We start from the raw sequence: 26,788 nt of genomic DNA on the forward strand, positions 1-26,788 counted from the left end.
CGTTAATACTATACCCTAAACAAGAAGCGATGATAAGAGTCTTTCAGACGGTCTTGTAATCGGGTTTGCTATAATGTGTGCAATCAATTTTTTGGAAAGGACAAACCATGACGGCAAACTTTCAAGAAACGCTGAAGGCTTTGGGCAAACAGGCGAAAAAGGAAGCTGCGGAGCGGGAAGTGGAAGCGAAGGCTAAAAAGCAGGCAGAAGATGTGGATTTCAGCAAGGCGGTTGGCAAGGTTACGCCTTTGAAAAATGCCGGCAACTATTATGAACAGCCTTGCGATAAATCGCCTATCAAACCGCGACCTAAAGAAATGGCAACTTTGGAGCAGGAAGATTATTTTTATGTGGGCAGCGGCAGCTGGGAAGAACCGCCGGCTTCGTTCAGTAAAAATGGGCAGGGTAAAAATGATTTGATGCGTTTGCGAAACGGCCATTATCCCGTGGTGGCGGATGTAGATTTGCACGGCTATACGCAGGAGGAAGCGCAGCAGGTATTGAACGAATTTATTGAGTTTACGAAAAAACGCGGCGTTTGCGGCGAGATTGTCCACGGCAGCGGCTTGGGTTCTGCAGGCTATAAACCGGTTTTGAAAAATATGACGCGCCGCTGGTTGATGCAGCATCCTGACGTGTTGGCTTATGTCGAACCTCGACAAGGCAATGATGGCGCAGTCAGGATTTTGTTGAAGCGTCAACGCCGAGACGATGATTGGAAGCAGTAAAATATAAAAAGCAGTGTCAGTAAGATGACACTGCTTTTTTATGTTTGTCAGACTAAGAAGATTTCTTTTTGGAAACCGATTCGCAACCTTTTCCATTGGTCATTGCGGTTTTGAAATTATTGGCTGAATCAATATCAGTGCATTTGTAAGCATTGCCCAAACTATCCATCCAAACGGAAAGGGTATAGCCTGTTTTTGTGGGAATAGCTTTCAAACGATAGGCACGACTTTTGTCGGCATTAATCATGTCGGCAGAGTATTTGTATTTGTCTGCCAAATCTTTATGGCCTTTATATGAGGAAATAAAGTCATCCAACTGAGTTTTAACCTCATCAGTTTTCCACTTTGGATTTTTAACCATCTGGTTTTTAAAAGCGGAATTGATGGCGACTAACTCGGCATGCGCTTGTGATTGGTGGCCGCGTTCAATGTAGCGGTTGTAAGAGGGAATGGCAATGATGCCCAGAATGGCTAAGATGGTGACGGCAATCATCATCTCAACCAGCGTAAAGCCTAGTTGTTTGGTAGAGGTGGTATTCATTATATTATTTGCTGGCAACGTAAGACTGAAGAACGACTTGGGTATTGGCATTCTTACCCCATGCTTTGGCGGTAACGCGGTAGGTGATTCGGCCTTCAGTAGTTTTACTTAAATATTCGATGATGTAGCGGGGATTGTTTGCGATGCCGCTTTTTTTATCTAAAGGATATTCCGTACCATTGGTGTCAATACACAGGTTTTTGTCGCATTTGCGCTTCCAAGCATCTACGGTTGGGCTACCTTCTTCAGTAAAATCGCCATTGGATTTGACGTTTGGCGTGGAACATAAACCTTTTTCACATTTTGCGGTAAAAGTAGTCTTTTTACCTTCAATATCAAAAATTTGATTTTCACCTTCACGCAGTGCCGCTTCGGCTAGGGTGGTTGCCAGTTTGCGGTCGGCATCATTGGTGCTGATACGCTGTTCAGTATTGTAGGACTGGGTGGCTGTGACCACGAGCAGGGCGATGACGACCATCATCATTAAAACGATAAACAAAGCATAGCCCTGCTGCCGGTTAGGTTTGATTAGAGTGATCGGTCGGCGCATACATTTCCTCCGCGGATGGTGGCATTAATATTGTAGATATCAACTTTATTGTCTTGTTCTTTCGATGGGTCAATACTGCCGTTATTCAGTACGATTTGGATAGAAGCCGGAGACTTAGCCTCAGCTGAGATATCCAATGCGTTTTTGTAATCAAATGATTCTGTATTTACTCCGCTGGCAGATGCATTTTCAGAATCATGACATTCTGCATAGATATAGTGGATATCCATGGTTGTAATGCCTTTAATCAACAGCTGCGGATTACTCCATGAACCATCATTTGATAATTGGAAACGGAACAAACCGCTCTCTTCACCAAGTTTACCGACAGCGTAGGCAATCATTTCATGTTTCATGATGGCGATACTGCCATTTTGATCAGGGTCGGTAATTTTCAAAGCTGTTTTTGCCGCATCTAAATCTTTAATTTCTGTTTGAGGTTTGGCAATGCCGAAACAGCTGCTGACAATAGCAGTTTTTGCAGCAGGGTTTGCTTTGTCGATTCCATATTGAAACAGCAGGGCTTTGCCGGTTTGAGCAAAACCTGCGTAGCCTAATTTATTGATTTCTTTAACTGGTAACAGCTTATTTACACCAGCTGTTTTCAATGTGTATTCATCCAAGCTTTTGTCTTCTATCACTGCAGAGGCAGGAAAATTCGACATATTGAAGCAGCCGAAATTGCCTGCCATACGCGCATCACGGACGATCATATTGGCGGTGTTACGCAAATCTTGTTGGATACCGATACGTGTGTTGGCAGATTTGTTCAATCCGCGTGCAGTAAAGTAGGTGGAGCTGACAGCCATTAAGACGATCATGCTGAGCAGGCTGGCAACCAGAAATTCAAGGATGCTGAAGCCGCGAATGGCGGTTTTATTGGGAATATGATTGAGTAAGCGTTTATTGTTCATTGTTAGTCTCTTACGCGTGATTGGTAGGTATAGACAACGTGATGCCCCGATGTGTTGAGATTTTTTGCTCTATTTTCTTCTTCGACATCTTGCAACCATAAAACTTTAACGATGGTTGTGTCGCCTTTGCCATCGCATTTTGCGTTAAACCCATTTTCGTAAGTCGGCTCTGCACCGGAAGAATCTTTGCAGATGGTCGAGAAGACTTGGGCTTCGGGAAGGGCTTTGTCTAAGTCGGCTTTAAACTGTGCAATTTGAGCCTGTGCAAGTTGAGTTTTGTTCATTTTGGCTTCAAATTTCGCAGTTTGTTTAGAGTCGGATTTTAGGTAGGCATCATAGGATTTTTTATAACGGGAGGTTTTTTCCCCTGCAGTATCGGTTTCTTCAGAGAGCGTCGGATTAATGAGCATGCCTTCAATCAGATTTTGCGTAATTTGGGCAACTGTGGTTTGATTTTCAGACTCACGCACGTTGGATACGGTACGTAATTGAACAGCTAAAAGGGCGAGCACACCGATGGCAAGGACAAACATGGCAATCAAAACTTCAATCAGGGTCATACCAGATTGAAGTTTTGGGGTAAAGCTTGTTGAGCTTGTTTTCAGACGGCCTTTAAATGATCTGAGATGAGTAGGATTAGTAATGTTCATAAGATACCGTTGTTATTCTTTGGAAGAGTATTCGCATATTTTGCGCTCATCGTTTTTAGCACAGATTTCGACATGCCCATTACCATTGATTAAAAGTACGGTAGCACGGGCTTTCTTGGTTTCAGCATCGGCGGCGGATTTATCCGTCAGGCTGATTTTGATGTGGCCGTCTGAAAATTGATAATTCTTTCCATCGGTTGAATGGCCAAATGTACCATTTGGTAGGAATCTCCACCAGACTTCTTTTGAAGCTGAGGTCGAGAGGGCAGAACGGTCATTGCTGATAGGGATGTAGTTGAAGCTGTATTCCACTTTGTCAGTATCTCCATTAAGGATAATGGAGCGGACGGATAAATCGACTGTATCGTTTTTATAGTTGGAATCTCCGTTTTTATCGGCGTAGGCCAACATACCATTACCGGCATATTTGGAATCGCAACCATTATTGGGCGAGCCATCGGATTTGATTTTGACCGGGCAGATGTAAACGGGAAGATTGAGACGGACGGCCTCATTTCGCGCGAAGCGCAGCAGATTGGCAATTTGCTCTGCTTGCGATGCTGCACGTCTGGAGGCAATCCATTGATTCATATTGGGAAGTGCGATGACGGCCATTACTGCTGCAATAGTAATGACGATCAGCAACTCAATTAGGGTGAAGCCTTTTTGTGTCTGATACATGAGTGATTTTTGGTAGTAATGTGTTGGGTAACTGACGTTTTCTCTTTTGCATTTGCCTGTGGCAATGCTTTTGCTTTTATTAGATTAATTCTAAACGATTTTGTAATGCGTGACTAATGAAATATGAAATTCGGTTAGTTTTTCAGACAATCTGTCTCAATCTTCCATCAACATGGATTCTGGAACATAGGCAGCATTATCAAATTTGGTAAATTGACCCATCCAAGTGAGGAATACTTTCCCGACGGGACCGTTACGGTGTTTACCGATAATACATTCCGCCAAGCCTTTTGCGGGTGATTCTGAGTTGTAGTATTCATCACGATACATGAACATAATCAAGTCGGCATCTTGTTCGATTGCGCCGGACTCGCGCAAGTCGGACATCATCGGGCGTTTGTCGGTACGCTGCTCAACTGTACGGCTCAACTGCGACAGGGCAATGACGGGAACTTGCAATTCTTTAGCCAATGCTTTGAGGGAGCGGGAAATTTCGCCAAGCTCGGAAGCGCGGTTGTCAGAACGGCCGGAGCCTGACATTAATTGCAGGTAGTCGATGACGATCAAGCCCAATTTGCCGTTGAACTGGCGCGCAAGACGGCGGGCGCGAGCGCGCAGTTCGAGCGCGGTCAAACCCGGAGTTTCATCGATATACATGGGTGCATCGGAGAGTTTAACGACCGCCTCGTTCAGACGGCCCCAGTGTTCGTCTTGCAATCTGCCGGTTTTTAAAACGCTTTGATCCAAACGTCCTACCGAACCCAGCATACGCATAACCAGCTGCGCACCACCCATCTCCATCGAAAATACGGCGACAGGCAGCTTGCCCTCTACGGCAACGTGTTCTGCAATGTTGATGGAAAAGGCAGTTTTACCCATGGAAGGACGGCCTGCGACGATGATCAAATCGCCCGGTTGAAGGCCTGATGTTTTTTTGTCGAGGTCGATAAAACCAGTCGATATACCGGTTACTTCATCAGGATTGTCGCGCGAATAAAGCATATCGATGCGCTCGACCACTTCTTTCAAAAGATCGGGCATCTCAAGAAAGCCTTGTTTGGATTTGGCGGTACTTTCGGCGATTTGGAATACTTTGTTTTCTGCCTCGTCCAAAAGTTGACCTGCATCGCGCCCTTGCGGATTGTAGGCGCTGCGTGCAATTTCCGTACCGACTTCGGCAAGCTGGCGCATGATGGAACGTTCGCGCACGATTTCGGCGTAGCGGCGGATATTGGCTGCGGATGGTGTGTTTTGCGCCAGCGTAATCAGATAGTTGAATCCGCCTGCCGCTTCCAATTCTTCATTGCGTTCCAAACTTTCTTGAACGGTAATGACGTCGGCAGGGCGGCTTTCGTTAATCAGGTTGGCAATGGCACGAAAAATCAGGCGGTGTTCGTGGCGGTAGAAATCTTCGCCGGAAACGACATCGGCAATACGGTCCCAAGCAGAATTTTCCAGCATCAGGCCGCCCAATACGGATTGCTCCGCTTCGGTGGAATGTGGCGGCAGTGACAATGCGCTGATTTCACGGTCTTCAGACGGCATATCGGAATAATTGCTCATGACGGGCATCTCTGGCTGGAAAATTGCAATCCACTATTATAGCGCAGTGTAAGTTCAATTGGTTTGTTTAGGCTAAAGCAGGTAAAATAGCAATGTTGTCGATTTGACAACACACACTACCAAAATATAAATATCAATAATTAGGAGCATAAAAATGGAACACAAGCTGCCACAATTGCCTTATGAACTGGATGCGTTATACCCCCATCTGACCAAAGAGACTTTGGAGTTCCACTACGGCAAACACCATCAAACTTACATCACCAATTTGAACAATCAAATCAAAGACACTGAGTTTGAAGAAATGCCTTTGGAAGAAATCGTGAAAAAATCTTCCGGCGGTATGTTCAACAACGCTGCCCAAACTTGGAACCACACTTTCTACTGGCTGGGCTTTACCCCTAAAGGTCAAGGCAAACCTGCCGGTGAATTGGCTGCGGCCATCGACGCCAAATGGGGCAGCTTCGAGAAATTCCAAGAAGCGTTCAATGCTTGCGCGGCTGGTACTTTCGGCTCAGGTTGGGCATGGTTGGTGAAAACGCCTGCCGGTGAATTGGATCTGGTTTCTACTTCCAATGCAGGTACTCCGCTGACTACTGAAAACACTCCGCTGTTGACTTGCGACGTATGGGAACACGCTTACTACATCGACTACCGCAACAGCCGTCCTAACTACCTGAAAGGTTTCTGGGAAATCGTTAACTGGGATGAAGTTGCCAAACGCTTCGCCGCATAAAACGATATGAATGAAAAGGCCGTCTGAAGAATTTTCAGACGGCCTTTTTGTCGATATGGGTGTGAAGAAATGGTTTAGATGAATGTTTTTTCTGTTTGATGCGCAAAATTATCATGGAGCAGAAAAAAGGATAAAGGGGAGATTATGCTAAAATATTGTCAACAATTTTTTGGTTCCGCATGATATGGAATCAGCGTTTGACACACATAGACAAGAGGATTTTATGAAATTTCTAGACCGTGAGGCGACCATTGCCAAACCCGGCTTTAATCGTTGGCTGGTACCGCCTGCCGCTTTGGCCGTGCATCTTGCCATCGGGCAGATATACGCTTATTCCGTGTTCAATGCGCCGCTGACCAAGCTTATCGGTATTACTGAGTCGGCTGCAGGAGATTGGAAGCTGACCACGGTTGGTTGGATTTTCAGTATTGCCTTGGCGATGTTGGGCGCATCTGCCGCTATGTTCGGTACTTGGATGGAACGCGTTGGGCCGCGTAAGGCGATGTTTGTTGCAGCCTGCTGCTTCAGCTTGGGCTTTTTTGTATCGGCGATCGGCGTTCATACGCACAATCTGTTTTTGCTTTATTTGGGCAACGGTGTGATTGGTGGGGTTGGTTTGGGCTTGGGCTATATCGGGCCTGTATCGACTTTGATGAAATGGTTTCCCGATAAACCGGGTATGGCGACAGGCTTGGCGATTATGGGCTTTGGTGGCGGCGCGATGTTGGCCTCGCCTTTATCCGTGTCGCTGATGAATTTTTTCTCCAGTGAAACTTCAGTTGGCGTAGCGCAGGCTTTTGTCGTTTTAGGATTGTTTTATTTGGTGTTGATGATGTTCGGCGCGTTTACGATCCGTGTACCTGCCGATGGCTGGAAACCTAAAGGTTATGTTGCGCCGAAAAACAAAAGCAAATTGGTCAGCAGTAATCATGTCAATGTTTCACAAGCCATGAAAACGCCGCAATTCTGGCTCTTGTTTTGGGTATTGTGTTTGAATGTAACGGCCGGTATTGGTGTGTTGGGACAGGCTTCCGTCATGATTCAGGAGCTGTTTTCTGAAACTTCTGTCGGTAAACAGGCTGCCGTTGGTGCGGGTGCGGCGGCAGGTTTTGTGAGTCTGTTGAGCCTGTTTAATATGGGCGGCCGTTTTTTGTGGTCCAGTGTGTCCGACAAAATTGGCCGTAAAAATACTTATACTATTTTCTTTGTACTCGGCTCGCTGTTGTATTTTGCCATTCCGTCTATTGGCGATAGCGGTAACAAGGCTTTGTTTGTTATTGGTTTCTGCGTCATCATTTCCATGTATGGCGGCGGTTTTGCAGCCATTCCGGCGTATTTGAAAGATTTGTTCGGCACTTATCAAGTCGGGGCAATACACGGCAGGATTTTGCTGGCATGGTCAACTGCGGCTGTTATTGGCCCGGTGTTGGTCAACTATATCCGCCAAAGTCAAATTGAAAGCGGTGTTCCGGCTGCTGAAGCTTATAGCATTACCATGTATATTATGGCGGGTTTGTTGATTGTCGGTTTGCTGTGTAACTTGAGTGTTCGTTCGGTTCATGAAAAGCATCATGAGAAAAACATTAAAGTAGCGGCACATAGCCGCAATCCCGATGATGAAACCGCTGTATCCGATGCCTATCTGATTAGCAAAAAAGTATCAGCGGGCGGTATCGGTGTATGGTGGCGTTGGGCTTTAGTCTGCGTTCCTTTGGGCTATGGTGTCATTATGGTGTTTGTTAAAGCCTTAAGTTTGTTTAATTGATTACTGAAAATTAAAGGCCGTCTGAAAGTTTCAGACGGCCTTTTCAAATGTTAAATAACTAATCTTTCGATACGCTGATGGTATGTTTGATGTGTTTTAAATTCGCAACGATGGTAAAAGTCATCATCACCAGTAAAGCCCATGAACTCCATTTGCTGATGTGTACCGATGCCCATGCGCCGATTTGGTTGGGATAGCGCCAAACGCCGAAAAGGGTTCCCAAATTTTCCGCCAGCCAAATGAAAAATCCGATCAGGACAAAAGCGAGCAGGAGCGGCATTTTGCGAGTGGTGTCATAGGGCGTGTATAAGACCGTTGTCCGAGCGTATAGGCCGAGAGCAAAAGCAGCAAGATACCAGCGATAGTCGCCGATATAGTGATGGGTGAAAAAATTGATATAAATCGCCAGTGCGCACAAAGTACCCAACCAATATGGCGGATGGCTTTTGATTTTGAGGTCAAACAGCCGCCATGCTTGAATGATATAGCTGCCGACTGCGGCATACATAAAGCCCGCAAACAGTGGTACGCCGCCGATTTTGGTGTATGCCTCATCCGGATAGCTCCAAGACTGGATATCGCCTGAAGTCTTGAACCACTCTAAAGCAAAGCCCACCAAGTGAAACAGCGTAATCGATTTCACTTCATCCCAAGTTTCCAGCTTGAAATACAGCATGGCTGCTTGTACGGAGACGGCAAAAATCAGCAGCAGGTCGTAGCGTGAAATTCCCAACCAGCCTGTTTTCGGAATGAGGAACATGGCAATGAAAAACAAGCCTGCAAATAAGCAGGCTCGTGCTTCTTTCAAACCGAAAAACCAAAATTCAACAATAAAGCGTCGCCAACCATGCAAATCCTCGCGTTTAGGATGCTCAGTCAGCCAAGTATCCAGTTTGCCCAACATATTTTCAGACGGCCTCTTTATCTTGATAATGTTTTAGGCAGACTGAATCGGAATGACACGGTTTTGCTTACGTTTTGCGCCACCTTCGCAGTAGTTGGTTTTGACATAATCTTCAACAATTTGTAAAAACTCGGCAGCGATATTGTCGCCTTTGAGGGTAATTTTGCGTTCGCCGTCTACATAAACCGGCGCAACCGGAGTTTCGCCTGTACCTGGCAGGCTGATACCGATATCGGCAAGCTTGCTTTCGCCCGGGCCATTGACTACGCAACCCATTACGGCAACGTTCAATGATTCAACGCCTGGATATTCAGTGCGCCAAACAGCCATTTTTTGGCGTAAATAGTTTTGTACGTCTTGAGCCAACTCTTGGAATACGGTACTGGTGGTACGGCCGCAACCGGGGCAGGCTGTAACCATTGGCGTAAAGGAGCGCAAGCCCATGGTTTGCAGGATTTCTTGACCGACAATGACTTCTTGTGTGCGCGGGGAGCCGGGTTCGGGCGTAAGGGAAATTCGAATGGTGTCGCCGATGCCTTCTTGCAACAATACGGCCAGAGCTGCGGTGGAAGCCACAATGCCCTTGCTGCCCATGCCAGCCTCAGTCAGACCGAGATGCAGTGGGTAACGGCAACGGCTGCCTAATTCGCGGTAAACCTGAATCAAGTCTTGTACGGCGCTGACTTTGCACGACAAAATAATTTTGTCTTCAGGCAAGCCCAAAGCTACGGCTTTTTCTGCCGACTCCAGCGCCGAAACAATCAAAGCTTCTTTCATGATTTCTTCAGGCGGCTTCGGTGTAGCAGAAACTAGGTTGGCATCCATCATGCGCTTGGCAAGGCTTTGATCAAGCGAACCCCAGTTCACACCGATGCGTACAGCTTTATTGTTTTCTGCGGCAGTACGAATCATAAAGGCAAATTTTTCATCGCCTTTTGCACCTTTGCCGACATTGCCAGGGTTGATGCGGTATTTAGACAGGGCCTTGCCGCACTCAGGAAATTCGGCCAATAAGCGTTCGCCATTAAAATGGAAATCACCAATCAAAGGCGTGGTGTAGCCCATATCGTCTAAGCGGCTGCGGATTTCGGCTACTTTGGAAGCCGCTTCAGGAGTATTAACCGTGATACGGACCATTTCTGAGCCGGCATCGCTCAACTCTTTGACCTGTCGGGCGGTTGCTTCTGCATCTGCGGTGTCGGTATTGGTCATAGATTGCACAACAACGGGCGCATCGGAGCCGATGATGAGATGGTCAATTTTGACTTGATGTGTCTGACGGCGTTTAGGTGTGGTCATTTTAGTTTTTTCCTGCAACAAAAGAGGCGGATTTTTCACCGGCAACACGGTATTTCAAAGGTTCGATAGGTGTGCCGCCGTAATTGGCTTCCGAGCCGGCTGCAATACCGATCCAAACATTGTAAGGCGCGCCGCCTCTCAGACGTTGTTCGCTTCCGGCCGGAACGATACGGCTGAATACTACTTTTCCATCTTTGTCTGTAATAATCAGATTGCTTCGGTATTGGACTTTAATCCAAAGTTCGTCTTTCTCAACTTTGACGGCAGGCTTCTCATCTTGTACGACGGCGGAAGCTGCTGAGGTTGCTTGATCATTGGCCGTTTCAGGCTTATTGGTGATTTCTTTTTTGCCGTCTTCCGTCATTTCGCTAACGGCAACATTATCCGTTTTTAAGGCAGGCGTTTTCATCGTATCAGCAACATCTTTGCTGTTTTGAATATTTGCCTGCTCGTTTTCAAAACTGGATTTGCTTTGCCAAAAGTAAACACCGCCTACAGCCAAAGCCAATGCGGTTACTCCCAATATCCATTTGGGGAAGCCTTGCTTTTCAGTGTCTTTGTAGCTTAAGCCTGTGTTGGCACTGCGTGTTACCGCGTATACATGGTCTTCAAGTTGCGGAGTAATGGAGAGTAAATGTTTGGCGATGGTTTGTTCATCGATTTTCAGAAATCGTGCATATGAACGCAGATAGCCTGAAACAAAGACTAAACCGGGAAAGCCTGAATATTCGCCTTTTTCCAAAGCATCAATTTGTTCGGTAGACAGTTTCAAACGTGAAGCAACATCTTGAATATCGATTTTGGCATCAGTTCTGTGTTTGCGTAATTCATCCCCCAATGTTTTGGCGGCTTGTGTGTCGTAGTTGATTTTATCGTTATTTTCCATTTAGTGGCCTGTTGTGACAGTTTGTAGTTCGTCTGAATAGGGGAAGTTTGCCCTAAGTTGGGCTTCATATTCGTATGCGGCGTGTTTATTACCCAAAGCGGTAGCCAAACGCCAGCCTAAAAGCAAATCGTCAGCCTGCAGAACATCAACTTTGCTTTGGTATTGGCGGAAATAATAGTCGGCATCGTTCAGATTGCCTGCCATCATTTTGGTTCGGGCAAGTTCTTTGAAAGCAGGGAAGAATTGCGGATTTGCTGCTAAAGACCTTTCCAAATAAGCTTGGGCTAAAGAGTATTGGCCTAACCTTGCGCTGCAAATACCTTTATTCATGTTGGCAATAAAGGGGCTTGGGTAGGTTGGGTCAGCCAGTGCTTTATCAAAATAAGCCAAAGATTCGGCTGGTGCATTCATTTGATTGCACAAGAACCAACCGTAGTTGTTGTTAACTTCTGCACTATCAGGTTTTAAAGACAATGCTTTAAGAAAGCTTTCTTGAGCTTTGTCTTTGACTTTCAAATACTGATAAATCTCGGCGCGTACCAACCAAGCAAGGTCATTTTTTGAATTGGACTTAAGCGCCTCTTCGATACTTTCAGTAGCTTGGCGGTAGTTTTGGCCGCGCATATATTCCACAGCCAGTTGAGTTTTGATATTAGAAACCTGAATGGCACGTTCTTTAGGGCTTGGGCCGGAAGAGGAAGCGCAGGCAGAAAGAGTCAGTGCGGTAAGTAAAGCGAATCCGAACTTGATTTTCATAATTAACCTTATTGTTCGACCAAAATCTGTTGCCATTTTTGTTGGCGGCGTGTTTTATCTTGTACTTGTCCGGCCAGTTGTCCGCAAGCGGCATCGATATCGTCGCCGCGAGTTTTGCGGACAGTAACGACAAAGCCGGCTTGTTGCAGAATATCGCGGAAGACACGGATATTTTCATTGGTAGAACGTTCGTAGCCGGAATTGGGGAAAGGATTGAACGGAATCAGATTGAATTTGCATGGTACGTCTTTAACCAACTCAATCAATTCGCGCGCATGTTGTGCTTTATCGTTGATGCCATCGAGCATAACGTATTCAAAGGTAATAAAGTCGCGGGGGGCTTTGACCAGATAACGTTGACAAGCCGCCATCAATTCTTTGAGCGGGTATTTTTTGTTGAGTGGAACAATTTGATCGCGCACTTCATCGTTGGATGCGTGTAAAGACACGGCTAAAGCAACAGGCATTGCATCACGCAGTCTGTCCATTTGTGGAACCATGCCCGAAGTGGAAACAGTTACGCGACGGCGGCTCAGGCCGTAGCCGTGGTCATCCAGCATAATGCTTAACGCGGTAACAACATTGTCAAAGTTTGCCATGGGTTCGCCCATGCCCATCATCACGACGTTGGAGATAACGCGTTCGTTTTTAGGGGTAACGCCCATGGCTTTATTGGCCCACCAAAGCTGACCGATGATTTCAGCGGCAGTCAGGTTGCGGTTGAAACCTTGTCGTCCAGTAGAGCAGAAGGTGCATTCTAATGCGCAACCTACTTGGGAAGAGATGCACAAAGTACCGCGTTCAGCTTCGGGAATGAAGACGGTTTCTACACCGTTGCCCGTGCCGACATCCAGCAACCATTTGCGTGTACCGTCCGTAGATTCTTGTGCCATCATTAATTTGGGCACTTCGATTGTGGCTTGTTCATTCAGCTTGGCACGCAATGATTTGGCCAAGTCAGTCATTTCTTCAAAGTTTTGTGCACCCGCTTGATGCATCCAACGCATTACCTGCTTGGCACGAAAAGGCTTTTCGCCCATTTCGGCAAAGTGTTGCGTCAGTCCGTTTAAATCGTAATTCAGTAGATTGGTTTTCATGTATTTTTATGTTTCTCAGTAAAGCTTTTAAAGCAAAGGGGCTTATTGGGCAGCTTTGCTTTAAAAGCCTTTGGGTTTTCAGACGGCCTTTAATTTGTAGGACATACAAAGCAGTTTTGCCGTCCGATATAAATCGGACGGCCGTAAAGCGGCTACAGGCTTTTACTCTTAGCGTGGGCAGATTTCGCTTTGGCTGAAGAAGTAAGCAATTTCAATCGCAGCATTTTCAACGCTGTCAGAACCATGTACGGCATTAACACTGACAGATTCTGCAAAGTCGGCACGGATTGTGCCCGGAGCTGCATCGGCTGGATTGGTTGCGCCCATCAATTCGCGATTTTTGGCAACGGCGTTTTCACCTTCCAATACTTGAATCATAACAGGATTGCGAGTCATGAATTTAACCAAGTCTTCATAAAAAGGGCGATCTTTATGTACAGCATAAAACTCTTTTGCTTCACGCTCAGAGAGATGTTTCATTTTCGCCGCAATAATGCGCAAGCCGTTTTCTTCAAAGCGGCTGTAAATCTTGCCGATGACGTTTTTTTCTACCGCATCGGGTTTGATGATGGAAATTGTACGTTCGATGGCCATGTTATGTCCTTGTTTTTATTAATAGGTAAGTTGCCGTAGCCAAGAGGCGAGGGAAGTGTATTCTACCAAATTTCGCCCCTTTTTGGGAAAGGCATTATTTGCTTAAAGTCAGGTGTGGTTGTTCCAAATAGACTTCAGATTGCATTTCGATCATACGGCTGGCTGTACGGGTAAATTCTTCGGCAAAATCGCCTTCAACGTAAATATCGTTTACGCCAACTGCGCTAGTGGCGCACAGCTTCACACGGAAATCGTATAAAACGTCAATTAACCATGTCAGACGGCGTGCTTCTGCTTTTTCTTGCGGGGTTAGACGTTCTAATCCTGAAAGGAAAACCATCTCGTAATGTTCGGCTAAATACAAATAGTCAGCTTGTGAGCGCGGGCCGAAACATAATGCACGGAAATCAAACCAGATGGCGCGTTCTGACTGGGCTTTATGAGGAATTTCCCGTCCATGAATAATGCTGATGCTTGGGTTTAATTCAGAGATTCCGCTCATTTCTTTAAATAAAGCAGCCAGTTTTTGCTCATTTTCTTCATTATTTGGGACAAAGAAAATTTCAGCAGGACGCAGCGTACGCAAGCGGTAATCTTCGCCGCCATCCACATTTAAAACGGTCAGGTTGGACTCGATAAGGGCGATGGTTGGCAGAAAACTGCTGCGGTTTTGGCCTTGAGGATAGAGTTCGGATGGGGCGTAGTTGGAAGTGGCTACCAAGACTACACCTTCACTCAACAGGTTTTCCAGCAAACGGCCTAGAATCATGGCATCTGCAATATCGCTGACATGAAACTCGTCAAAACATAATACGCGTGTTTCTTTGGCAATTTCTGTTGCAACGGCTTTTAAGGGATTGGCTTCGCTTTTTAAGACTTTCAGTCGTTGATGAATTTCGGCCATAAAGGCATGGAAATGCACGCGGCGCTTACGGCGATAAGGGAGGCAGCCAAAAAAAGCATCCATCAGGAAACTTTTACCGCGTCCTACGCCGCCATAAAAATAGAGTCCTTTTGGTACTTGGGGGGAGCGTAGGCTGCGGCCGAGAAAACGGTTGCGTTTGCGTTTGAACATCATCAACTCGGTCCACAAGCGATCCAAATATTCAATGGCTCGTGCTTGTGCTTCGTCACGGATAAAGTTGGGCTGTTCGGCTGCAGCTTGATACCAAGTCAATGGGCTGTGGTTTTCAAATGGAGGTGGTGTGAATAGTTGATCTCTATTGCTCATGTGTAACCTTTATTATGCTTTACTGGCGATAGTCGAAACATCATCCGCAATAGTTTGGACAGTAGTTGGAATGATGTTTTCATTACAGAATAGTCGGTCTATTATAAATGATTTCAGACGGCCTGCGTTTTTTGCAAAGGCTTTGTTGTCAATATAGTTGGAAAAGTGTGCGATTAAGGTATGCGTAAAAAGAGCTGGCTTTGGTATTTCTTGAAAAAACAAAAAACGCCGCATTTCTGCGGCGTTTTGCTACTAAGTATTAATGAGCACTTTCTTGCAATGCCAAGTCTACACGCTCACGCAACTCTTTACCCGGTTTGAAGTGAGGAACATGCTTTTCTGGCACTTCCACGCGTTCGCCGGTTTTGGGGTTGCGCCCGATACGGGCAGGGCGGTGGTTCAAGTCGAAGCTGCCGAAGCCGCGGATTTCGATACGTTGTCCACGAGCCAGTGAGCGGGTCATGGTATCAACCAAGACTTTTACACTGTATTCGACATCTTTAGCCAGCAGTTGGTTGCCATTTTTTTCGGCAAACACTTCTGCGAGGCGAACCATCAATTCAGACTTCGTCATGTCTGCAACCTTATTCTTGGTCGCCGGACAGTTTGGCTTTCAGCAAGTCGCCCAGGCTGGTAGTACCGGCATTGGCAGTTGCAGCAGCGTTAACTGAATTCAGCGCTTCGCGGTTTTCTTTAGCGTCTTTCGCTTTAACAGACAGACGGATGCTGCGGTTTTTGCGGTCAACGGTAACGATAACGGCTTCAACTTCGTCGCCTTCTTTCAGTTTGGTAGTCAGGTCTTCAACGCGGTCAGCAGCGAATTCAGAAGCAGGCAGGTAGCCTTCAACTTCTTCAGACAGAGCGACTACGGCACCTTTGGCGTCAACAGATTTCACAGAACCTTTAACCAAAGAACCTTTGTCGTTTACGCTGATGAAGTTGCCGAACGGATCACCTTCCAGTTGTTTGATACCCAAAGAGATGCGTTCTTTTTCAACATCGATTGCCAATACAACAGCTTCAACTTCTTCGCCTTTTTTGTATTTGCGTACAGCTTCTTCGCCGGCTTCAGTCCAAGACAGGTCAGACAAGTGAACCAGACCGTCGATGCCGCCAGGCAGGCCTACGAATACGCCGAAGTCAGTGATAGATTTAACTGCGCCGGAGATTTTGTCGCCTTTATTGTGGTTGGCGGCAAACTCTTCCCAAGGGTTAGCTTGGCATTGTTTCATACCCAAAGAGATACGGCGGCGGTCTTCGTCGATTTCCAGGATCATTACTTCAACTTCGTCACCCAGTTGAACAACTTTGCTTGGGTGTACGTTTTTGTTGGTCCAATCCATTTCAGAAACGTGTACCAAACCTTCGATGCCTTGTTCGATTTCAACGAACGCACCGTAGTCGGTCAGGTTGGATACTTTACCGAACAGGCGGGTACCTTGTGGGTAACGACGGGTCAGGCCGCTCCAAGGATCTTCGCCCAGTTGTTTCATACCCAGAGAAACGCGTTGTTTGTCTTGGTCGAATTTCAGGACTTTAGCTTCTACTTCTTGACCTACTTCCAAAACTTCGCTTGGGTGTTTCACACGGCGCCATGCCAAGTCGGTGATGTGCAACAGACCGTCGATGCCGCCCAAGTCAACGAATGCACCGTAATCGGTGATGTTTTTAACGATACCTTTGATAACTGAACCTTCTTGCAGGTTTTCCAGCAAGGCTTTGCGTTCTTCGCCCAAAGTAGCTTCCAGAACAGCGCGGCGGGACACAACAACGTTGTTGCGTTTTTTGTCCAGTTTGATCACTTTGAATTCAATTTCTTTGCCTTCGAAGTGAGAAGTGTCTTTTACAGGACGTACGTCAACCAAAGAACCCGGCAGGAATGCACGGATGCTGTTGATCATAACAGTCAGACCACCTTTGACTTTGCCATTGATAACGCCGGACAGGATGTCGCCGTTTTCCATAGCTTCTTCCAAAGCGATCCAGTCGGCAGCGCGTTTGGCTTTTTCGCGGGACAGTTTGGTTTCGCCGAAGCCGTTTTCAACAGATTCGATGGTAACGGTAACGAAATCGCCAACTTTAACTTCAATCTCGCCCTGAGCGTTTTTGAATTCAGCAACATCAATCAGAGATTCTGATTTCAGACCTGCGTTAACGGTAACGAAGTTTTGATCGATGCCGACTACTTCGGCAGTAATCACTTCACCTGGGTTCATCTCTTGCAGGGTAAAGCTTTCTTCCAGCAGCTGGGCAAAATTTTCCATAGTCATATATACTCTTTTCGGTACACCGCCAAGGGGTGCGGGTTAGGTTTGAAATGACCTGCCGTCCTTGGCGCGGCAGGTTGAGAAATGTTTTCAGACGGCCTTGTTATTAGGGTCAACAGGCCGTCTGAAATGAAAACTTCGCGATTATACTCCAAATTTTAAACTTTATGATACCAATCAAGCACTTTTTTTACAGCTTCTTCGATAGAAAGGTTATCGGTATCTAAAAGCAGGGCGTCGGGAAGCTGTTTCAACGGAGCAACAGGGCGGCGGCGGTCTGCTTCGTCACGCGCTTCAATGTCCGACAAAATACGCTCGAATGCAACGCCTTCGCATGGGATACCGAGTTGTTTGGCACGACGTTGGGCGCGGACATTGGCACTTGCGGTCAGGAAAATTTTTAATGCGGCATCAGGGAAAATAACCGAGCCGATATCGCGGCCGTCGGCGACCAAGCCTTTTTCGGTTAGGAAGTCGCGTTGGCGTTGCAAAAGGGCGGCACGCACTTTAGGCAACTGCGCGACGGCAGATGCGCCCATGCCAATCGCTTCGGTACGGATTTGCTCGGATACATCTTCGCCGTTTAATAATACGGCGCTGCCTTCAAATTGTGCGGGCAAAGTTTCTGCCAGTGTGCTGACGGCATCTTCATCTGTCCAGGCAACATTTTGTTTTTGTGCGTAAAGCGCGGTCAGGCGGTAAAGCGCACCGGAGTCGAGGTAAAGAAAACCCAAGGCTTCGGCTACGCGTGAGGCAACTGTCCCTTTGCCGGATGCGCTGGGGCCGTCGATGGCGATGACTTTTTGCTTGAGGCTCATGTGTTCTCCTGAATGCGATAGGTATTTGAATTAACCGTTTATTATACGTTGCTTTGGCCGTCTGAAAACGAAAATTTTTGTGTGATTTAGATTTGAGGGGAAAGCGGCTCGGCCTTATCGGGTATAATGGCCAAAATCATAATTTAACCGCTTTATCTGATTGTTCGGGCCGTCTGAAACAACGGGTCGGGAACGGTCTTAGAATTTAGAAACATTATGTTACAAACCGATAATCTTACTTCTGCACAACCTCAGCGCATTATCACTGCTCAAAATATTTCCGCTCAGGAGGAATTGCTTGAACGTGCTTTACGTCCGAAAACTTTAAACGACTATATCGGGCAGGATAAGGCAAAAGAGCAGTTGGCCATTTTTATTCAGGCGGCGAAAAAACGTGGCGAAGCGCTTGACCACACTTTGCTGTTTGGCCCTCCGGGTTTGGGCAAAACTACTTTGGCACACATTATCGCCAAAGAGTTAGGCGTTAATTTGCGCCAAACCAGCGGCCCGGTTTTGGAACGTGCCGGCGACCTTGCAGCCTTGTTGACCAACCTCGAGCCTCATGATGTACTGTTTATTGATGAAATCCACCGTTTAAGCCCCGTGGTTGAAGAAATCCTTTATCCTGCGCTTGAAGATTATCAGTTGGACATCATGATAGGCGAAGGACCGGCCGCGCGTTCGGTCAAAATCGATTTGCCGCCGTTTACATTGGTAGGTGCGACGACCCGCGCCGGCATGCTGACCAACCCTTTACGCGACCGTTTCGGTATCGTGTCCCGATTGGAGTTTTATCAGAATAAAGATTTGGCGACTATTGTTGCCCGTTCTGCTCAACTATTGCAGTTGGATATGGGCGACGAGGGCGCTATGGAAGTGGCCAAGCGCAGCCGCGGCACTCCGCGTATTGCCAACCGCCTTTTGCGACGTGTACGCGATTATGCCGATGTGAAAAACAACGGCATCATTGATGCGGAAATTGCCGATGCGGCTTTGAGTATGCTGGATGTGGACGGGCAAGGTTTGGATGTGATGGACAGGAAATTCCTTGAGGCGATTTTGCACAAGTTCAGCGGCGGTCCTGTCGGGTTGGAAAACGTGGCCGCTGCGATTGGTGAATCGACCGATACCATCGAAGATGTGATTGAACCATATCTGATTCAGCAGGGCTTTTTGCAACGTACACCGCGCGGACGCGTAGCAACCGAACGAGCCTATCTGCATTTTGGCTTGAAGGTTCAAGAATAATAATGAAGGCCGTCTGAAAACTGCTTTCAGACGGCCTGATACTTTCAATTTCATATGATTGTCGGCAAATATCTGCCGATAATCGGTTAAAATGTTCCCCTTTTCTTTTTTGAAGTTTCCCCATGAATATCTTATCCGTAGAAAATGCTTCTTTTGCTGTCGGTCATGTCGCCTTGCTCGACAAAACTTCTTTTCAACTTGACAGCGGCGAGAAAATCGGTTTAATCGGCCGCAACGGTGCGGGTAAGTCTTCGTTTCTGAAAATCCTCGCCGGTGTACAGAAGCTCGACGACGGGCAGATTATTGTTCAAAACAATCTCAAAATCGTTTATGTACCGCAGGAATCCTTTTTTGATAAGGACGCAACCGTATTTGATACCGTTGCCGAAGGTTTGGGCGAAATTCGCGATTTATTGCGCCGTTATCATCATGTCAGCCATGAGTTGGAAAATGGTTCGAGTGAGGCTTTATTGAAAGAGCTCAACGAATTGCAACTTGAAATCGAAGCGAAGGACGGCTGGAAACTGGATGCGGCAGTCAAGCAGACTTTGGGTGAACTCGGTTTGCCGGAAAATGAAAAAATCGGCAATCTTTCCGGCGGCCAGAAAAAGCGTGTCGCCTTGGCGCAGGCTTGGGTGCAGAAGCCCGACGTATTGCTGCTGGACGAACCGACCAACCATTTGGACATCGACGCGATTATTTGGTTGGAAAACCTGCTCAAAGCGTTTGAAGGCAGCTTGGTCGTGATTACCCACGACCGCCGTTTCCTGGACAATATCGCCACACGTATCGTCGAACTCGACCGCGGCATTCTGCTCTCCTATCCTGGCTCGTTCTCCAAATACAGCGAGAAAAAAGCGCAAGAGTTGGCAGTCGAGGCGGAACATAACCGCCTCTTCGACAAATTCCACGCACAGGAAGAAGCATGGATACGCAAAGGCATCGAAGCGCGCCGTACCCGTAATGAAGGCCGTGTGCGCCGTTTGGAAGAGCTACGTCGCCAGCGTGCCGAACGCCGAAACGTACAAGGGCAGGTTAACTTTAAGCTCGACAGCGGCGAAAAAAGCGGCAAAATCATCGCCGAATTGGAACACGCTTCGTTTGCCTATGGCGACAAAGTCATCATGGACAGATTCTCCGCCATTTTGCAGCGCGGCGACAAAATCGGCTTAATCGGTCCAAACGGTATCGGTAAAACCACCTTCCTTAAGCTGATTTTGGGCGAATTGCAGCCGACCTACGGCAGAATCCGCATCGGCAGTAAACAGGAAGTTGCTTATTTCGACCAATTCCGTAGCGCGTTGAATGAAAACGACACTGTGTTTTACACGCTCGGGCAGGGCAATGATTACGTTGAGGTCGGCGGCAAGAAAAAGCATGTGATGAGCTATTTAGAAGATTTTCTGTTCCATCCAGCCCGCGCACAAAGTCCCGTTTCATCACTCTCCGGCGGTGAACGCAACCGCCTCCTGTTGGCAAAACTCTTTACCCGTCCTGCCAATATTTTGGTTTTGGACGAGCCAACGAATGACTTGGACATTGATACCCAAGAGTTGCTCGAAGACTTGCTGCGAGATTATCAAGGCACGGTATTCCTTGTTTCGCATGACCGTATGTTCTTGGATAATGTGATTACCCAAAGCATTGTTTTCGAAGGACAAGGCCGTCTGAAAGAATACATCGGCGGCTATCAGGACTATATCGACGCAAAATCGCGGGAAGATAAAATTCAGACGGCCTCTGCGCCTAAAGCGGTTGCCGAGCCTGAGAAAGTCAAACCCAAAGCCAACCGCACGGTCAAACTTTCCTATAAAGAACAGCGCGAACTTGATGCCCTGCCTGATGAAATCGCAGCTTTGGAAACCGAGCAGGCTGAAATCAATACTCAGCTTTCCGATCCTGAAATTTTCAAAGATTACGAAAAAGCAGGTGCGTTACAAAGCAGGGCTGAAGAAATTGAAATGCTGCTTTTGGAAAAGCTGGAACGCTGGGAATGGCTGGAAGCGAAACAAAATGGCGAAGCGGTTTAAATTGGGAGTTTTGTCCCAAAGTAGGGCAGATATTTTTCTAAATCATGCCGTCTGAACCCCGAATATTCAAAAACAAGGTCTACAACCAACATGAAAAAAGTCGAGAAAAACGTATTGGTGCTGCATAGCTCTAAGGAAATGTTTGAGCTGGTGGACAAAGTTGAGGACTATCCAAAATTTTTGCCGTGGTATAGCAAGACCGAAGTCATCGAACGCAAAGGCAATGAGCTAAAAGCGCGCCTGTTTATGGACTATATGCGCGTCAAGCAGTCGTTTGCGACGCACAACCACAATATCCCGGGGCAGGAAATCCGCATGGATTTGCTCGAAGGGCCGTTTAAAACCCTGCGCGGCACTTGGAAATTTATCGACTTGGGCGATGATATGTGCAAAGTCGAATTCAGATTAGAATACGATTTCTCCAATGCCGTACTCTCTGCCATGATTTCTCCAGTATTCGGCCATCTTGCCGGTACGCTGGTGGATGCTTTTATTAAAGAGGCCGACCGTCGCTATGCTTGAGATTGAAATTGTTTACGGACTGGCCGATAGGCAAGTGTTGAAGAGCATGACCGTTGCCGAAGGGACAACCGTACGCGAAGCCGCCCTGCAAAGCGGTTTGGAGGTAGAATTCCCAGAGTTGGATTTGCAGCAAGCGCCTTTGGGTATTTTCGGCAAGGCAGTGAAAGACGAGACGGTGTTGCGCGATGGCGATCGGATTGAGGTTTATCGTCCATTGTTGATTGATCCGAAAGAAGCGAGACGTAAACGCGCAGGGTAAGAATAAATCGAAGGCCGTCTGAAACTTTTTCAGACGGCCTGTCAAACTGAAAGAACAGTAATGAGCTTGAAAATTAAATTAATCGTCGGTTTGGGCAATCCAGGCCAAGAATACGAACAAACGCGCCACAATGTCGGCTTTTGGCTGTTGGACGAACTGGCATGGAAATGGAAAGTCAATTTTAAAGACGAAAAGAAATTTTACGGCGAAGTGGCGCGCGCCACTATGCCGGATGGCGATGTCTGGCTGCTCAAACCCATGACTTTTATGAACCGCTCCGGTCAGGCAGTAGCCGCTTTGGCTCAGTTTTACAAGATCAAGCCGGAGGAAATCTTGGTGGTCCATGACGAGCTGGATATTCCATGCGGCCGTATCAAATTCAAACTTGGCGGCGGCAATGGCGGACACAACGGCCTTAAAGACATTCAGGCTCGTTTGGGTACGCCCAATTTCTACCGCCTGCGCTTGGGTATTGATCACCCTGGCGACCGTAATCTGGTTGTCGGTTATGTGTTGAATAAACCGTCGGCGGAACACAGACAGCAAATTGATGACGCCATCGCCAAATCCTTGCAAGGATTGCCGGCTGTGTTGAATGGTGAATGGGAAGAAGCAACACGTTTTTTACACAGTAAGTAAGCGTATCCGAATCAAACGGGCAGCCTTGCACATCATGTTCAGACGGCCTGAAAACAGGCAGCGCGATCTGACTAGCGATAAACCAATTAAAGAAACAGTAAATATGAATGAACTGACCAGTCTTATGCAAACCGAAGCCCCAAGCATTGTTGGCGAAACATTAGATTTCTGCCTTTACGAATGCAGTATTGAAGATGCCCCGGATGCTGAAGAAGTAGCACAATGGCGTGATATTTTGAAGGCGCGGGGTGGGAAATTTGTTCGCTTGGCAGATATCTGCCAAACATGGTTGGATGAAGAGGCCGACAAATGAAAGCCTTGCCGTTAAACAAATTTACTGTCGCTGCCTTGATTTGGTTTGCCGCCGCCATTTATGCCTTACTTTTCAAAGAGGGCGGCAATAGCGCTCCACCATTTCCCCATTTTGATAAAGTCGGCCATTTCGGACTGTTTTTCGGTCAGGCATGGTTGTGCACAAAAATATTTATTCAAGACAATAGGACTATTCCCTATAAAGGCATTCTGCTTGCCGCTTTATTGTTTGCAGTAGGGAGTGAGCTGGCTCAGGCATTTCTGACTGCTACGCGCCAGGGTTCGATCGCGGACGGTATTGCCGATATGGCAGGTACGGCTGCGGCGCTGTGGTTTGCAGCAAAAGTAAAAGCAGCAAAAAGTTAGACATATTTAAACAACTTAAAGGCCGTCTAAAATCCTGAGAAACAGGTTTCAGACGGCCTTTTGTTACTTGATGCATGAAGCAATCGTTACTTCATGCCAAGTATTTAAATATTAGAATTTTACGCGTACACCAGCAGATACTTCGTGGGAATGGAGCTTAACGTTATTGATCTTGCTCCAGTGGTTATAGCGATAGCCTGCATCCAGTGCTACATTTTGAGTTACATCATAACTTACACCAGCCATTGCACCTACGCCAATTTTAGTATCCTTACGTTCAGCTGTTTGTTCGGCTGTTTGATATTTATGAGTAGAGTGGTTAAGACCCAGGCGAACACCTACATAAGGTTTTACAGGAGCTTGCAGGTCAAAATCATAAATAGCAGATACACCGGCACTGTGATATTTAGCCTCAGCATATACCGAAGGTACATTAATCTTTGCAGATTTATAATGCGTATAGTCGGCAGCAACACGGAAATCGCCGAAATCGTAGCCTGCAGAAATACGAGGGCTAAAGCCTTTAATTGATGCGCCACCCAGTTTTACAGTAGCATGACCAGCATCAGCCTGAACATAAAAACCTTTGGTTTCATCAGCCAATGCAAATGCAGGTAGGGAAAGAGCAATCAGTGTTACCAGAACTTTTTTCATTGTTTTGTCCTTAATGTAGGATTAGGAGTAGTGGATAATCGCCGGGATTGTTCATTCCCAACAACTATTCTGATTGTATTTTCTTGTGGAAAATTAAGCAAATCTAAAAATGTGTCAGCTGTTGTAAAATCGCACTTATAAAAAACACTGTAACAAATCGTTTAAGAACAAACGGCCTTGTTCGGTCGAGCGGAACACGGTCGGGTCTGATTCAAGCAGGCCTTTTTGTCTGGCGGTTTCGATTTGAGCCATGATTTTTGCAGTAGGTACGCCGGTACGTTCTTGCAGCATTGCGACAGGTACGCCGTCGGTTAGGCGCAGGGCATTCATCATGAACTCGAATGGAAGGTCTTCGGCAGCAACGGTTTTGCGTTCAACGGCTTCATGCGGATTGCTTTGCATGGCGGCAAGATAGTCGTTGGGATGACGACGGCGGACAGTTCGCTCGATACGGTCGGGATAGGAAATTTTGCCGTGTGCGCCCGCGCCTATGCCTAAGTAATCGCCAAACTGCCAGTAGTTCAAATTATGGCGACACTGCATACCAGATTTTGCAAAAGCCGAAGTTTCGTAGTGGATAAAGCCTGCGCCTTCCAATTCACCGTGTACGGCATCTTCAATATCCAATGCTGCTTCATCTTGCGGCAATCCTTTGGGCGGCGTATGACCGAAAGGCGTGTTCGGTTCCATTGTCAGATGATATGCGCTGATATGCGATACGCCTGTTGCAATAGCGGTTTGCACATCGTTTAAGGCCGTCTGAATCGTTTGGTTTGGCAGGGCATACATCAAATCGATATTGACTTTATCAAATAATTTCAAGGCAGTATCAATAGCTGTCAGGGCTTCTTTGCCATTGTGAACGCGTCCCAATCGATCAAGCATATCGTCGTTAAAACTCTGCACGCCGATAGACAGACGCGTAATACCTGCGTCTTTAAATCCTTGAAACTTCTCAATTTCAAATGTGCCCGGATTGGCTTCCAAAGTAATTTCCGCTTCGGGTTGCAAACGCAACAGTGAACGCACGCCGCTTAACAAACGGTCAATCGACTCCGCTTGAAACAGACTGGGTGTACCGCCGCCGAAGAATATGGTTTCCACCGGTCTGCCCCAAATATTCGGCAATTCAAGCTGCAAGTCGGTTAATAGGGCATCGATATAGGCTTCTTCCGGCAGGCCGTTTTTGAGACTGTGGGAATTAAAGTCGCAATATGGGCATTTTTTGATGCACCACGGGATGTGGATATAGAGTGATAAAGGAGGCAGGGCGGTTAGCTGGCCGGGGCGTTGGAAAGTAATTTGGGTCATGGTATGTGTTGAGGCTCAAGGCCGTCTGAAATTTTTAGGCTGTTATTTTAACTGAAATGTCGGCAGGGAAAGTAATCAGTAGGAAATATGCGAAGTCTAAGCTCTCAAAAAAGCTTCTATTTCTTCTTCTGATAATTTGGAATTGCAGACAAATTTTATTTTGCCTTGTGAGATGTTGAGTAATGCGGGAACAGTTTTGATGCCGTGTTGTTCACGAAAAGTTTTTAAAGCTGCTTTGTTGCTGCTGTCTGTAAAGCGGATGGTAAGCTGCTTGTTTAAGGAAACGGTAAACAGTTTTGCAACAAAACGGCGACAGTATGAACAGCTTGGTTTGCCTAAAAAGACGATAGCAGTTTCTTGACTGTCAATAAGTTGCAGAAGTTCGTCAGGCGTAGTCGGGATAAAGGCAGCAACGTGTTTTGCAAAGGCTGCCAATTCTTCAGGTGTGGGCTTGGGCATGGGAGTGAATGTGAGGTAAGCCGTCTGAAGGTTTCAGACGGCCTGTTATCGATTTATAAGGATTCAATTTTTCTTAACAATTCACGCAATGCTTGGGCGCGGTGGCTTTCGGCATTTTTGATTTCAGGACCAAGCTCGGCGGCGGTGCAACCATGTTCGGCCAGATAGAAATGCGGGTCGTAGCCGAAGCCGTTTGTACCTGCGGCTTCTGCCTGCCATTGTCCGTGCCAGATGCCTTCGGCGATGATGGGTTGCGGGTCGTTTTCGTGGCGGACGAGGACGAGCACGCAGACGTAGTAACAGCTTTTATCGTCTTTATCGGCAAGATCGGCAGACAGTTTGGCGTTGTTTGCGGCATCGGATTTGGGGTTTTCGCCTGCATAACGGGCGGAGAAAATGCCGGGTGCGCCGTTTAAGGCGTTGGTGCAGATGCCGGAATCGTCGGCAAGTGCCGGTAAGCCGCTATATTTGGCGGCATGACGTGCTTTAGCCAGGGCATTTTCAACAAAGGTATGGTACGGCTCGGGACATTCGGGCGTATTGAACTGCGATTGTGGCAGGACTTCGATGTTTAAGTCGGCGAAGAGGCGGGAAAATTCTTTGAGTTTGCCTGAGTTGCCACTGGCAAGGACGATTTTTTCAAACATGGTTTTTCCTTAATGGTTTTCGGTTTGTTGCATACGAGCCATTTGTGCGTGTGCTTTGTGGCGGATGTAAAGGGCAAGGCTGCCGATTTGGGCAAAAACGGTGGCAAAGGCAAACAGAAAGGCGGCAACGGCAAATTGTTTGCTGTGAATGCTCAGAAGATAAGCGCCCAACAGAATCAGTACGATAAACATCAGGGTAAACAGGGCGGTCAGGAGCAGATAGGCTTTTTGTCGGGTCATGGCAGCTTGGGGGAGGGGGAAAAATGTTCTGATTATAACGTCAGATTGGGAATTTGAAACCATGCCGTATCCGTTAAAAAGGCCGTCTGAATATTTCAGACGGCCTTAAGTCGAATAACGG

Annotated in this window: 31 protein-coding genes; 10 read left to right on the forward strand and 21 right to left on the reverse strand. The window is 46.9% G+C overall.

Going from position 1 to position 26,788, the window contains the following annotated elements; all coding sequences use genetic code 11:
* The first annotated feature begins 107 nt into the window (after window positions 1-107).
* Window positions 108-728: a Smr/MutS family protein gene (locus O3681_RS01365; protein WP_107769429.1), complete on the forward strand. Its 621-nt coding sequence runs from the start codon at window positions 108-110 to the stop codon at window positions 726-728.
* 52 nt (window positions 729-780) lie between these two features.
* On the opposite strand, the gene O3681_RS01370 is transcribed toward O3681_RS01365, so the two are convergent.
* From O3681_RS01370 to dnaB, 6 genes are all read right to left on the reverse strand, one after another.
* Window positions 781-1,269 carry a PilX family type IV pilin gene (locus tag O3681_RS01370; RefSeq protein ID WP_371459107.1) on the reverse strand — a complete coding sequence of 163 codons (489 nt, stop codon included), beginning with the start codon at window positions 1,267-1,269 and terminating at the stop codon, window positions 781-783.
* 4 nt (window positions 1,270-1,273) lie between these two features.
* The gene (locus tag O3681_RS01375) at window positions 1,274-1,819 is read right to left on the reverse strand and encodes a PilX N-terminal domain-containing pilus assembly protein (protein ID WP_371459108.1); all 546 of its coding nucleotides are present in this window, start codon (window positions 1,817-1,819) and stop codon (window positions 1,274-1,276) included.
* Window positions 1,798-2,733: a PilW family protein gene (locus O3681_RS01380; RefSeq protein ID WP_371459109.1), complete on the reverse strand. Its 936-nt coding sequence runs from the start codon at window positions 2,731-2,733 to the stop codon at window positions 1,798-1,800. Before O3681_RS01380 ends, O3681_RS01375 begins: the two co-directional genes overlap by 22 nt.
* A gap of 2 nt (window positions 2,734-2,735) precedes the next feature.
* Entirely contained in the window at window positions 2,736-3,383 is a 648-nt protein-coding gene (pilV, locus tag O3681_RS01385) for a type IV pilus modification protein PilV (RefSeq protein ID WP_199903842.1), read from the reverse strand.
* Between the two features lie 12 nt (window positions 3,384-3,395).
* Entirely contained in the window at window positions 3,396-4,064 is a 669-nt protein-coding gene (locus O3681_RS01390) for a Tfp pilus assembly protein FimT/FimU (RefSeq protein ID WP_107723141.1), read from the reverse strand.
* 156 nt (window positions 4,065-4,220) lie between these two features.
* Window positions 4,221-5,627: a replicative DNA helicase gene (dnaB, locus tag O3681_RS01395; protein WP_036490624.1), complete on the reverse strand. Its 1,407-nt coding sequence runs from the start codon at window positions 5,625-5,627 to the stop codon at window positions 4,221-4,223.
* A 154-nt stretch (window positions 5,628-5,781) separates the two neighbouring features.
* Between dnaB and O3681_RS01400 the strand changes: the two genes are divergently transcribed.
* Together O3681_RS01400 and O3681_RS01405 are read left to right on the forward strand one after the other, a co-directional pair.
* Window positions 5,782-6,363 (forward strand): superoxide dismutase, encoded by a 582-nt coding sequence (locus O3681_RS01400; RefSeq protein WP_371459110.1) that lies wholly within the window; start codon window positions 5,782-5,784, stop codon window positions 6,361-6,363.
* 223 nt (window positions 6,364-6,586) lie between these two features.
* On the forward strand, window positions 6,587-8,128 hold the full coding sequence (locus O3681_RS01405; RefSeq protein ID WP_107723143.1) for an OFA family MFS transporter: 1,542 nt from the start codon (window positions 6,587-6,589) through the stop codon (window positions 8,126-8,128).
* 58 nt (window positions 8,129-8,186) lie between these two features.
* Here the strand turns inward: O3681_RS01405 and O3681_RS01410 are convergent, their stop codons facing one another.
* The 10 genes from O3681_RS01410 to cmk form a co-directional block, all read right to left on the reverse strand.
* Window positions 8,187-9,032, reverse strand: coding sequence for a DUF817 domain-containing protein (locus O3681_RS01410; protein WP_107723144.1), 846 nt, complete (start codon window positions 9,030-9,032; stop codon window positions 8,187-8,189).
* Window positions 9,033-9,065: 33 nt separating this feature from the next.
* A complete protein-coding gene (ispG, locus tag O3681_RS01415; RefSeq protein ID WP_070734804.1) occupies window positions 9,066-10,331 on the reverse strand; it encodes a flavodoxin-dependent (E)-4-hydroxy-3-methylbut-2-enyl-diphosphate synthase in 1,266 nt (421 codons plus the stop codon).
* Between the two features lies 1 nt (window position 10,332).
* Window positions 10,333-11,217: a RodZ domain-containing protein gene (locus tag O3681_RS01420; protein WP_308881117.1), complete on the reverse strand. Its 885-nt coding sequence runs from the start codon at window positions 11,215-11,217 to the stop codon at window positions 10,333-10,335.
* Window positions 11,218-11,973, reverse strand: a complete 756-nt coding sequence (gene pilW / locus O3681_RS01425) for a type IV pilus biogenesis/stability protein PilW (protein WP_063075505.1) — start codon at window positions 11,971-11,973, stop codon at window positions 11,218-11,220.
* An 8-nt stretch (window positions 11,974-11,981) separates the two neighbouring features.
* Window positions 11,982-13,070: a 23S rRNA (adenine(2503)-C(2))-methyltransferase RlmN gene (gene rlmN / locus O3681_RS01430; protein WP_003683577.1), complete on the reverse strand. Its 1,089-nt coding sequence runs from the start codon at window positions 13,068-13,070 to the stop codon at window positions 11,982-11,984.
* A 168-nt stretch (window positions 13,071-13,238) separates the two neighbouring features.
* A complete protein-coding gene (ndk, locus tag O3681_RS01435) occupies window positions 13,239-13,664 on the reverse strand; it encodes a nucleoside-diphosphate kinase (RefSeq protein WP_004519785.1) in 426 nt (141 codons plus the stop codon).
* Window positions 13,665-13,758: 94 nt separating this feature from the next.
* Window positions 13,759-14,895, reverse strand: coding sequence for a cell division protein ZapE (gene zapE / locus O3681_RS01440; protein WP_371459111.1), 1,137 nt, complete (start codon window positions 14,893-14,895; stop codon window positions 13,759-13,761).
* Between the two features lie 259 nt (window positions 14,896-15,154).
* Window positions 15,155-15,469: an integration host factor subunit beta gene (locus O3681_RS01445; RefSeq protein ID WP_003678992.1), complete on the reverse strand. Its 315-nt coding sequence runs from the start codon at window positions 15,467-15,469 to the stop codon at window positions 15,155-15,157.
* A gap of 10 nt (window positions 15,470-15,479) precedes the next feature.
* Entirely contained in the window at window positions 15,480-17,165 is a 1,686-nt protein-coding gene (gene rpsA / locus O3681_RS01450; protein ID WP_003678994.1) for a 30S ribosomal protein S1, read from the reverse strand.
* A 155-nt stretch (window positions 17,166-17,320) separates the two neighbouring features.
* Window positions 17,321-17,980: a (d)CMP kinase gene (cmk, locus tag O3681_RS01455; protein ID WP_049344765.1), complete on the reverse strand. Its 660-nt coding sequence runs from the start codon at window positions 17,978-17,980 to the stop codon at window positions 17,321-17,323.
* Window positions 17,981-18,196: 216 nt separating this feature from the next.
* Here cmk and ruvB point away from each other — a divergent pair, with 216 nt between their 5' ends.
* The 7 genes from ruvB (at window position 18,197) to O3681_RS01490 (ending at window position 23,356) form a co-directional block, all read left to right on the forward strand.
* Window positions 18,197-19,228 (forward strand): Holliday junction branch migration DNA helicase RuvB, encoded by a 1,032-nt coding sequence (gene ruvB, locus O3681_RS01460; RefSeq protein ID WP_049344766.1) that lies wholly within the window; start codon window positions 18,197-18,199, stop codon window positions 19,226-19,228.
* 122 nt (window positions 19,229-19,350) lie between these two features.
* Window positions 19,351-21,258, forward strand: a complete 1,908-nt coding sequence (locus O3681_RS01465; protein WP_371459112.1) for an ATP-binding cassette domain-containing protein — start codon at window positions 19,351-19,353, stop codon at window positions 21,256-21,258.
* A 90-nt stretch (window positions 21,259-21,348) separates the two neighbouring features.
* Window positions 21,349-21,780: a type II toxin-antitoxin system RatA family toxin gene (locus O3681_RS01470; RefSeq protein ID WP_371459113.1), complete on the forward strand. Its 432-nt coding sequence runs from the start codon at window positions 21,349-21,351 to the stop codon at window positions 21,778-21,780.
* A complete protein-coding gene (locus tag O3681_RS01475; RefSeq protein WP_049344769.1) occupies window positions 21,773-22,039 on the forward strand; it encodes an RnfH family protein in 267 nt (88 codons plus the stop codon). The genes O3681_RS01470 and O3681_RS01475 overlap by 8 nt, the downstream gene beginning before the upstream one ends.
* A gap of 60 nt (window positions 22,040-22,099) precedes the next feature.
* Window positions 22,100-22,678, forward strand: coding sequence for an aminoacyl-tRNA hydrolase (pth, locus tag O3681_RS01480; protein WP_049344770.1), 579 nt, complete (start codon window positions 22,100-22,102; stop codon window positions 22,676-22,678).
* 103 nt (window positions 22,679-22,781) lie between these two features.
* Window positions 22,782-22,991, forward strand: coding sequence for a hypothetical protein (locus O3681_RS01485; RefSeq protein WP_049344771.1), 210 nt, complete (start codon window positions 22,782-22,784; stop codon window positions 22,989-22,991).
* Window positions 22,988-23,356, forward strand: coding sequence for a VanZ family protein (locus O3681_RS01490; RefSeq protein WP_049344772.1), 369 nt, complete (start codon window positions 22,988-22,990; stop codon window positions 23,354-23,356). Before O3681_RS01485 ends, O3681_RS01490 begins: the two co-directional genes overlap by 4 nt.
* Window positions 23,357-23,467: 111 nt before the next feature.
* On the opposite strand, the gene O3681_RS01495 is transcribed toward O3681_RS01490, so the two are convergent.
* The 5 genes from O3681_RS01495 to O3681_RS01515 all read right to left on the reverse strand — a co-directional run bounded on the left by O3681_RS01495 (window position 23,468) and on the right by O3681_RS01515 (window position 26,667).
* Complete coding sequence (locus O3681_RS01495; RefSeq protein WP_049344773.1) at window positions 23,468-24,010, reverse strand: opacity family porin; 543 nt, start codon at window positions 24,008-24,010, stop codon at window positions 23,468-23,470.
* 135 nt (window positions 24,011-24,145) lie between these two features.
* Window positions 24,146-25,321: a radical SAM family heme chaperone HemW gene (gene hemW, locus O3681_RS01500; RefSeq protein WP_049344774.1), complete on the reverse strand. Its 1,176-nt coding sequence runs from the start codon at window positions 25,319-25,321 to the stop codon at window positions 24,146-24,148.
* A 96-nt stretch (window positions 25,322-25,417) separates the two neighbouring features.
* Entirely contained in the window at window positions 25,418-25,780 is a 363-nt protein-coding gene (locus tag O3681_RS01505; RefSeq protein ID WP_049344775.1) for a thioredoxin, read from the reverse strand.
* 53 nt (window positions 25,781-25,833) lie between these two features.
* On the reverse strand, window positions 25,834-26,427 hold the full coding sequence (gene rdgB, locus O3681_RS01510) for an RdgB/HAM1 family non-canonical purine NTP pyrophosphatase (protein ID WP_049344776.1): 594 nt from the start codon (window positions 26,425-26,427) through the stop codon (window positions 25,834-25,836).
* A gap of 9 nt (window positions 26,428-26,436) precedes the next feature.
* Window positions 26,437-26,667 carry an NGO_0222 family membrane protein gene (locus O3681_RS01515; RefSeq protein ID WP_049344841.1) on the reverse strand — a complete coding sequence of 77 codons (231 nt, stop codon included), beginning with the start codon at window positions 26,665-26,667 and terminating at the stop codon, window positions 26,437-26,439.
* Window positions 26,668-26,788 lie beyond the last annotated feature (121 nt).

The sequence above is a fragment of the Neisseria sp. 27098_8_158 genome, assembly GCF_041433145.1.
GTDB classification, from domain to species: Bacteria; Pseudomonadota; Gammaproteobacteria; order Burkholderiales; family Neisseriaceae; genus Neisseria; species Neisseria subflava_E.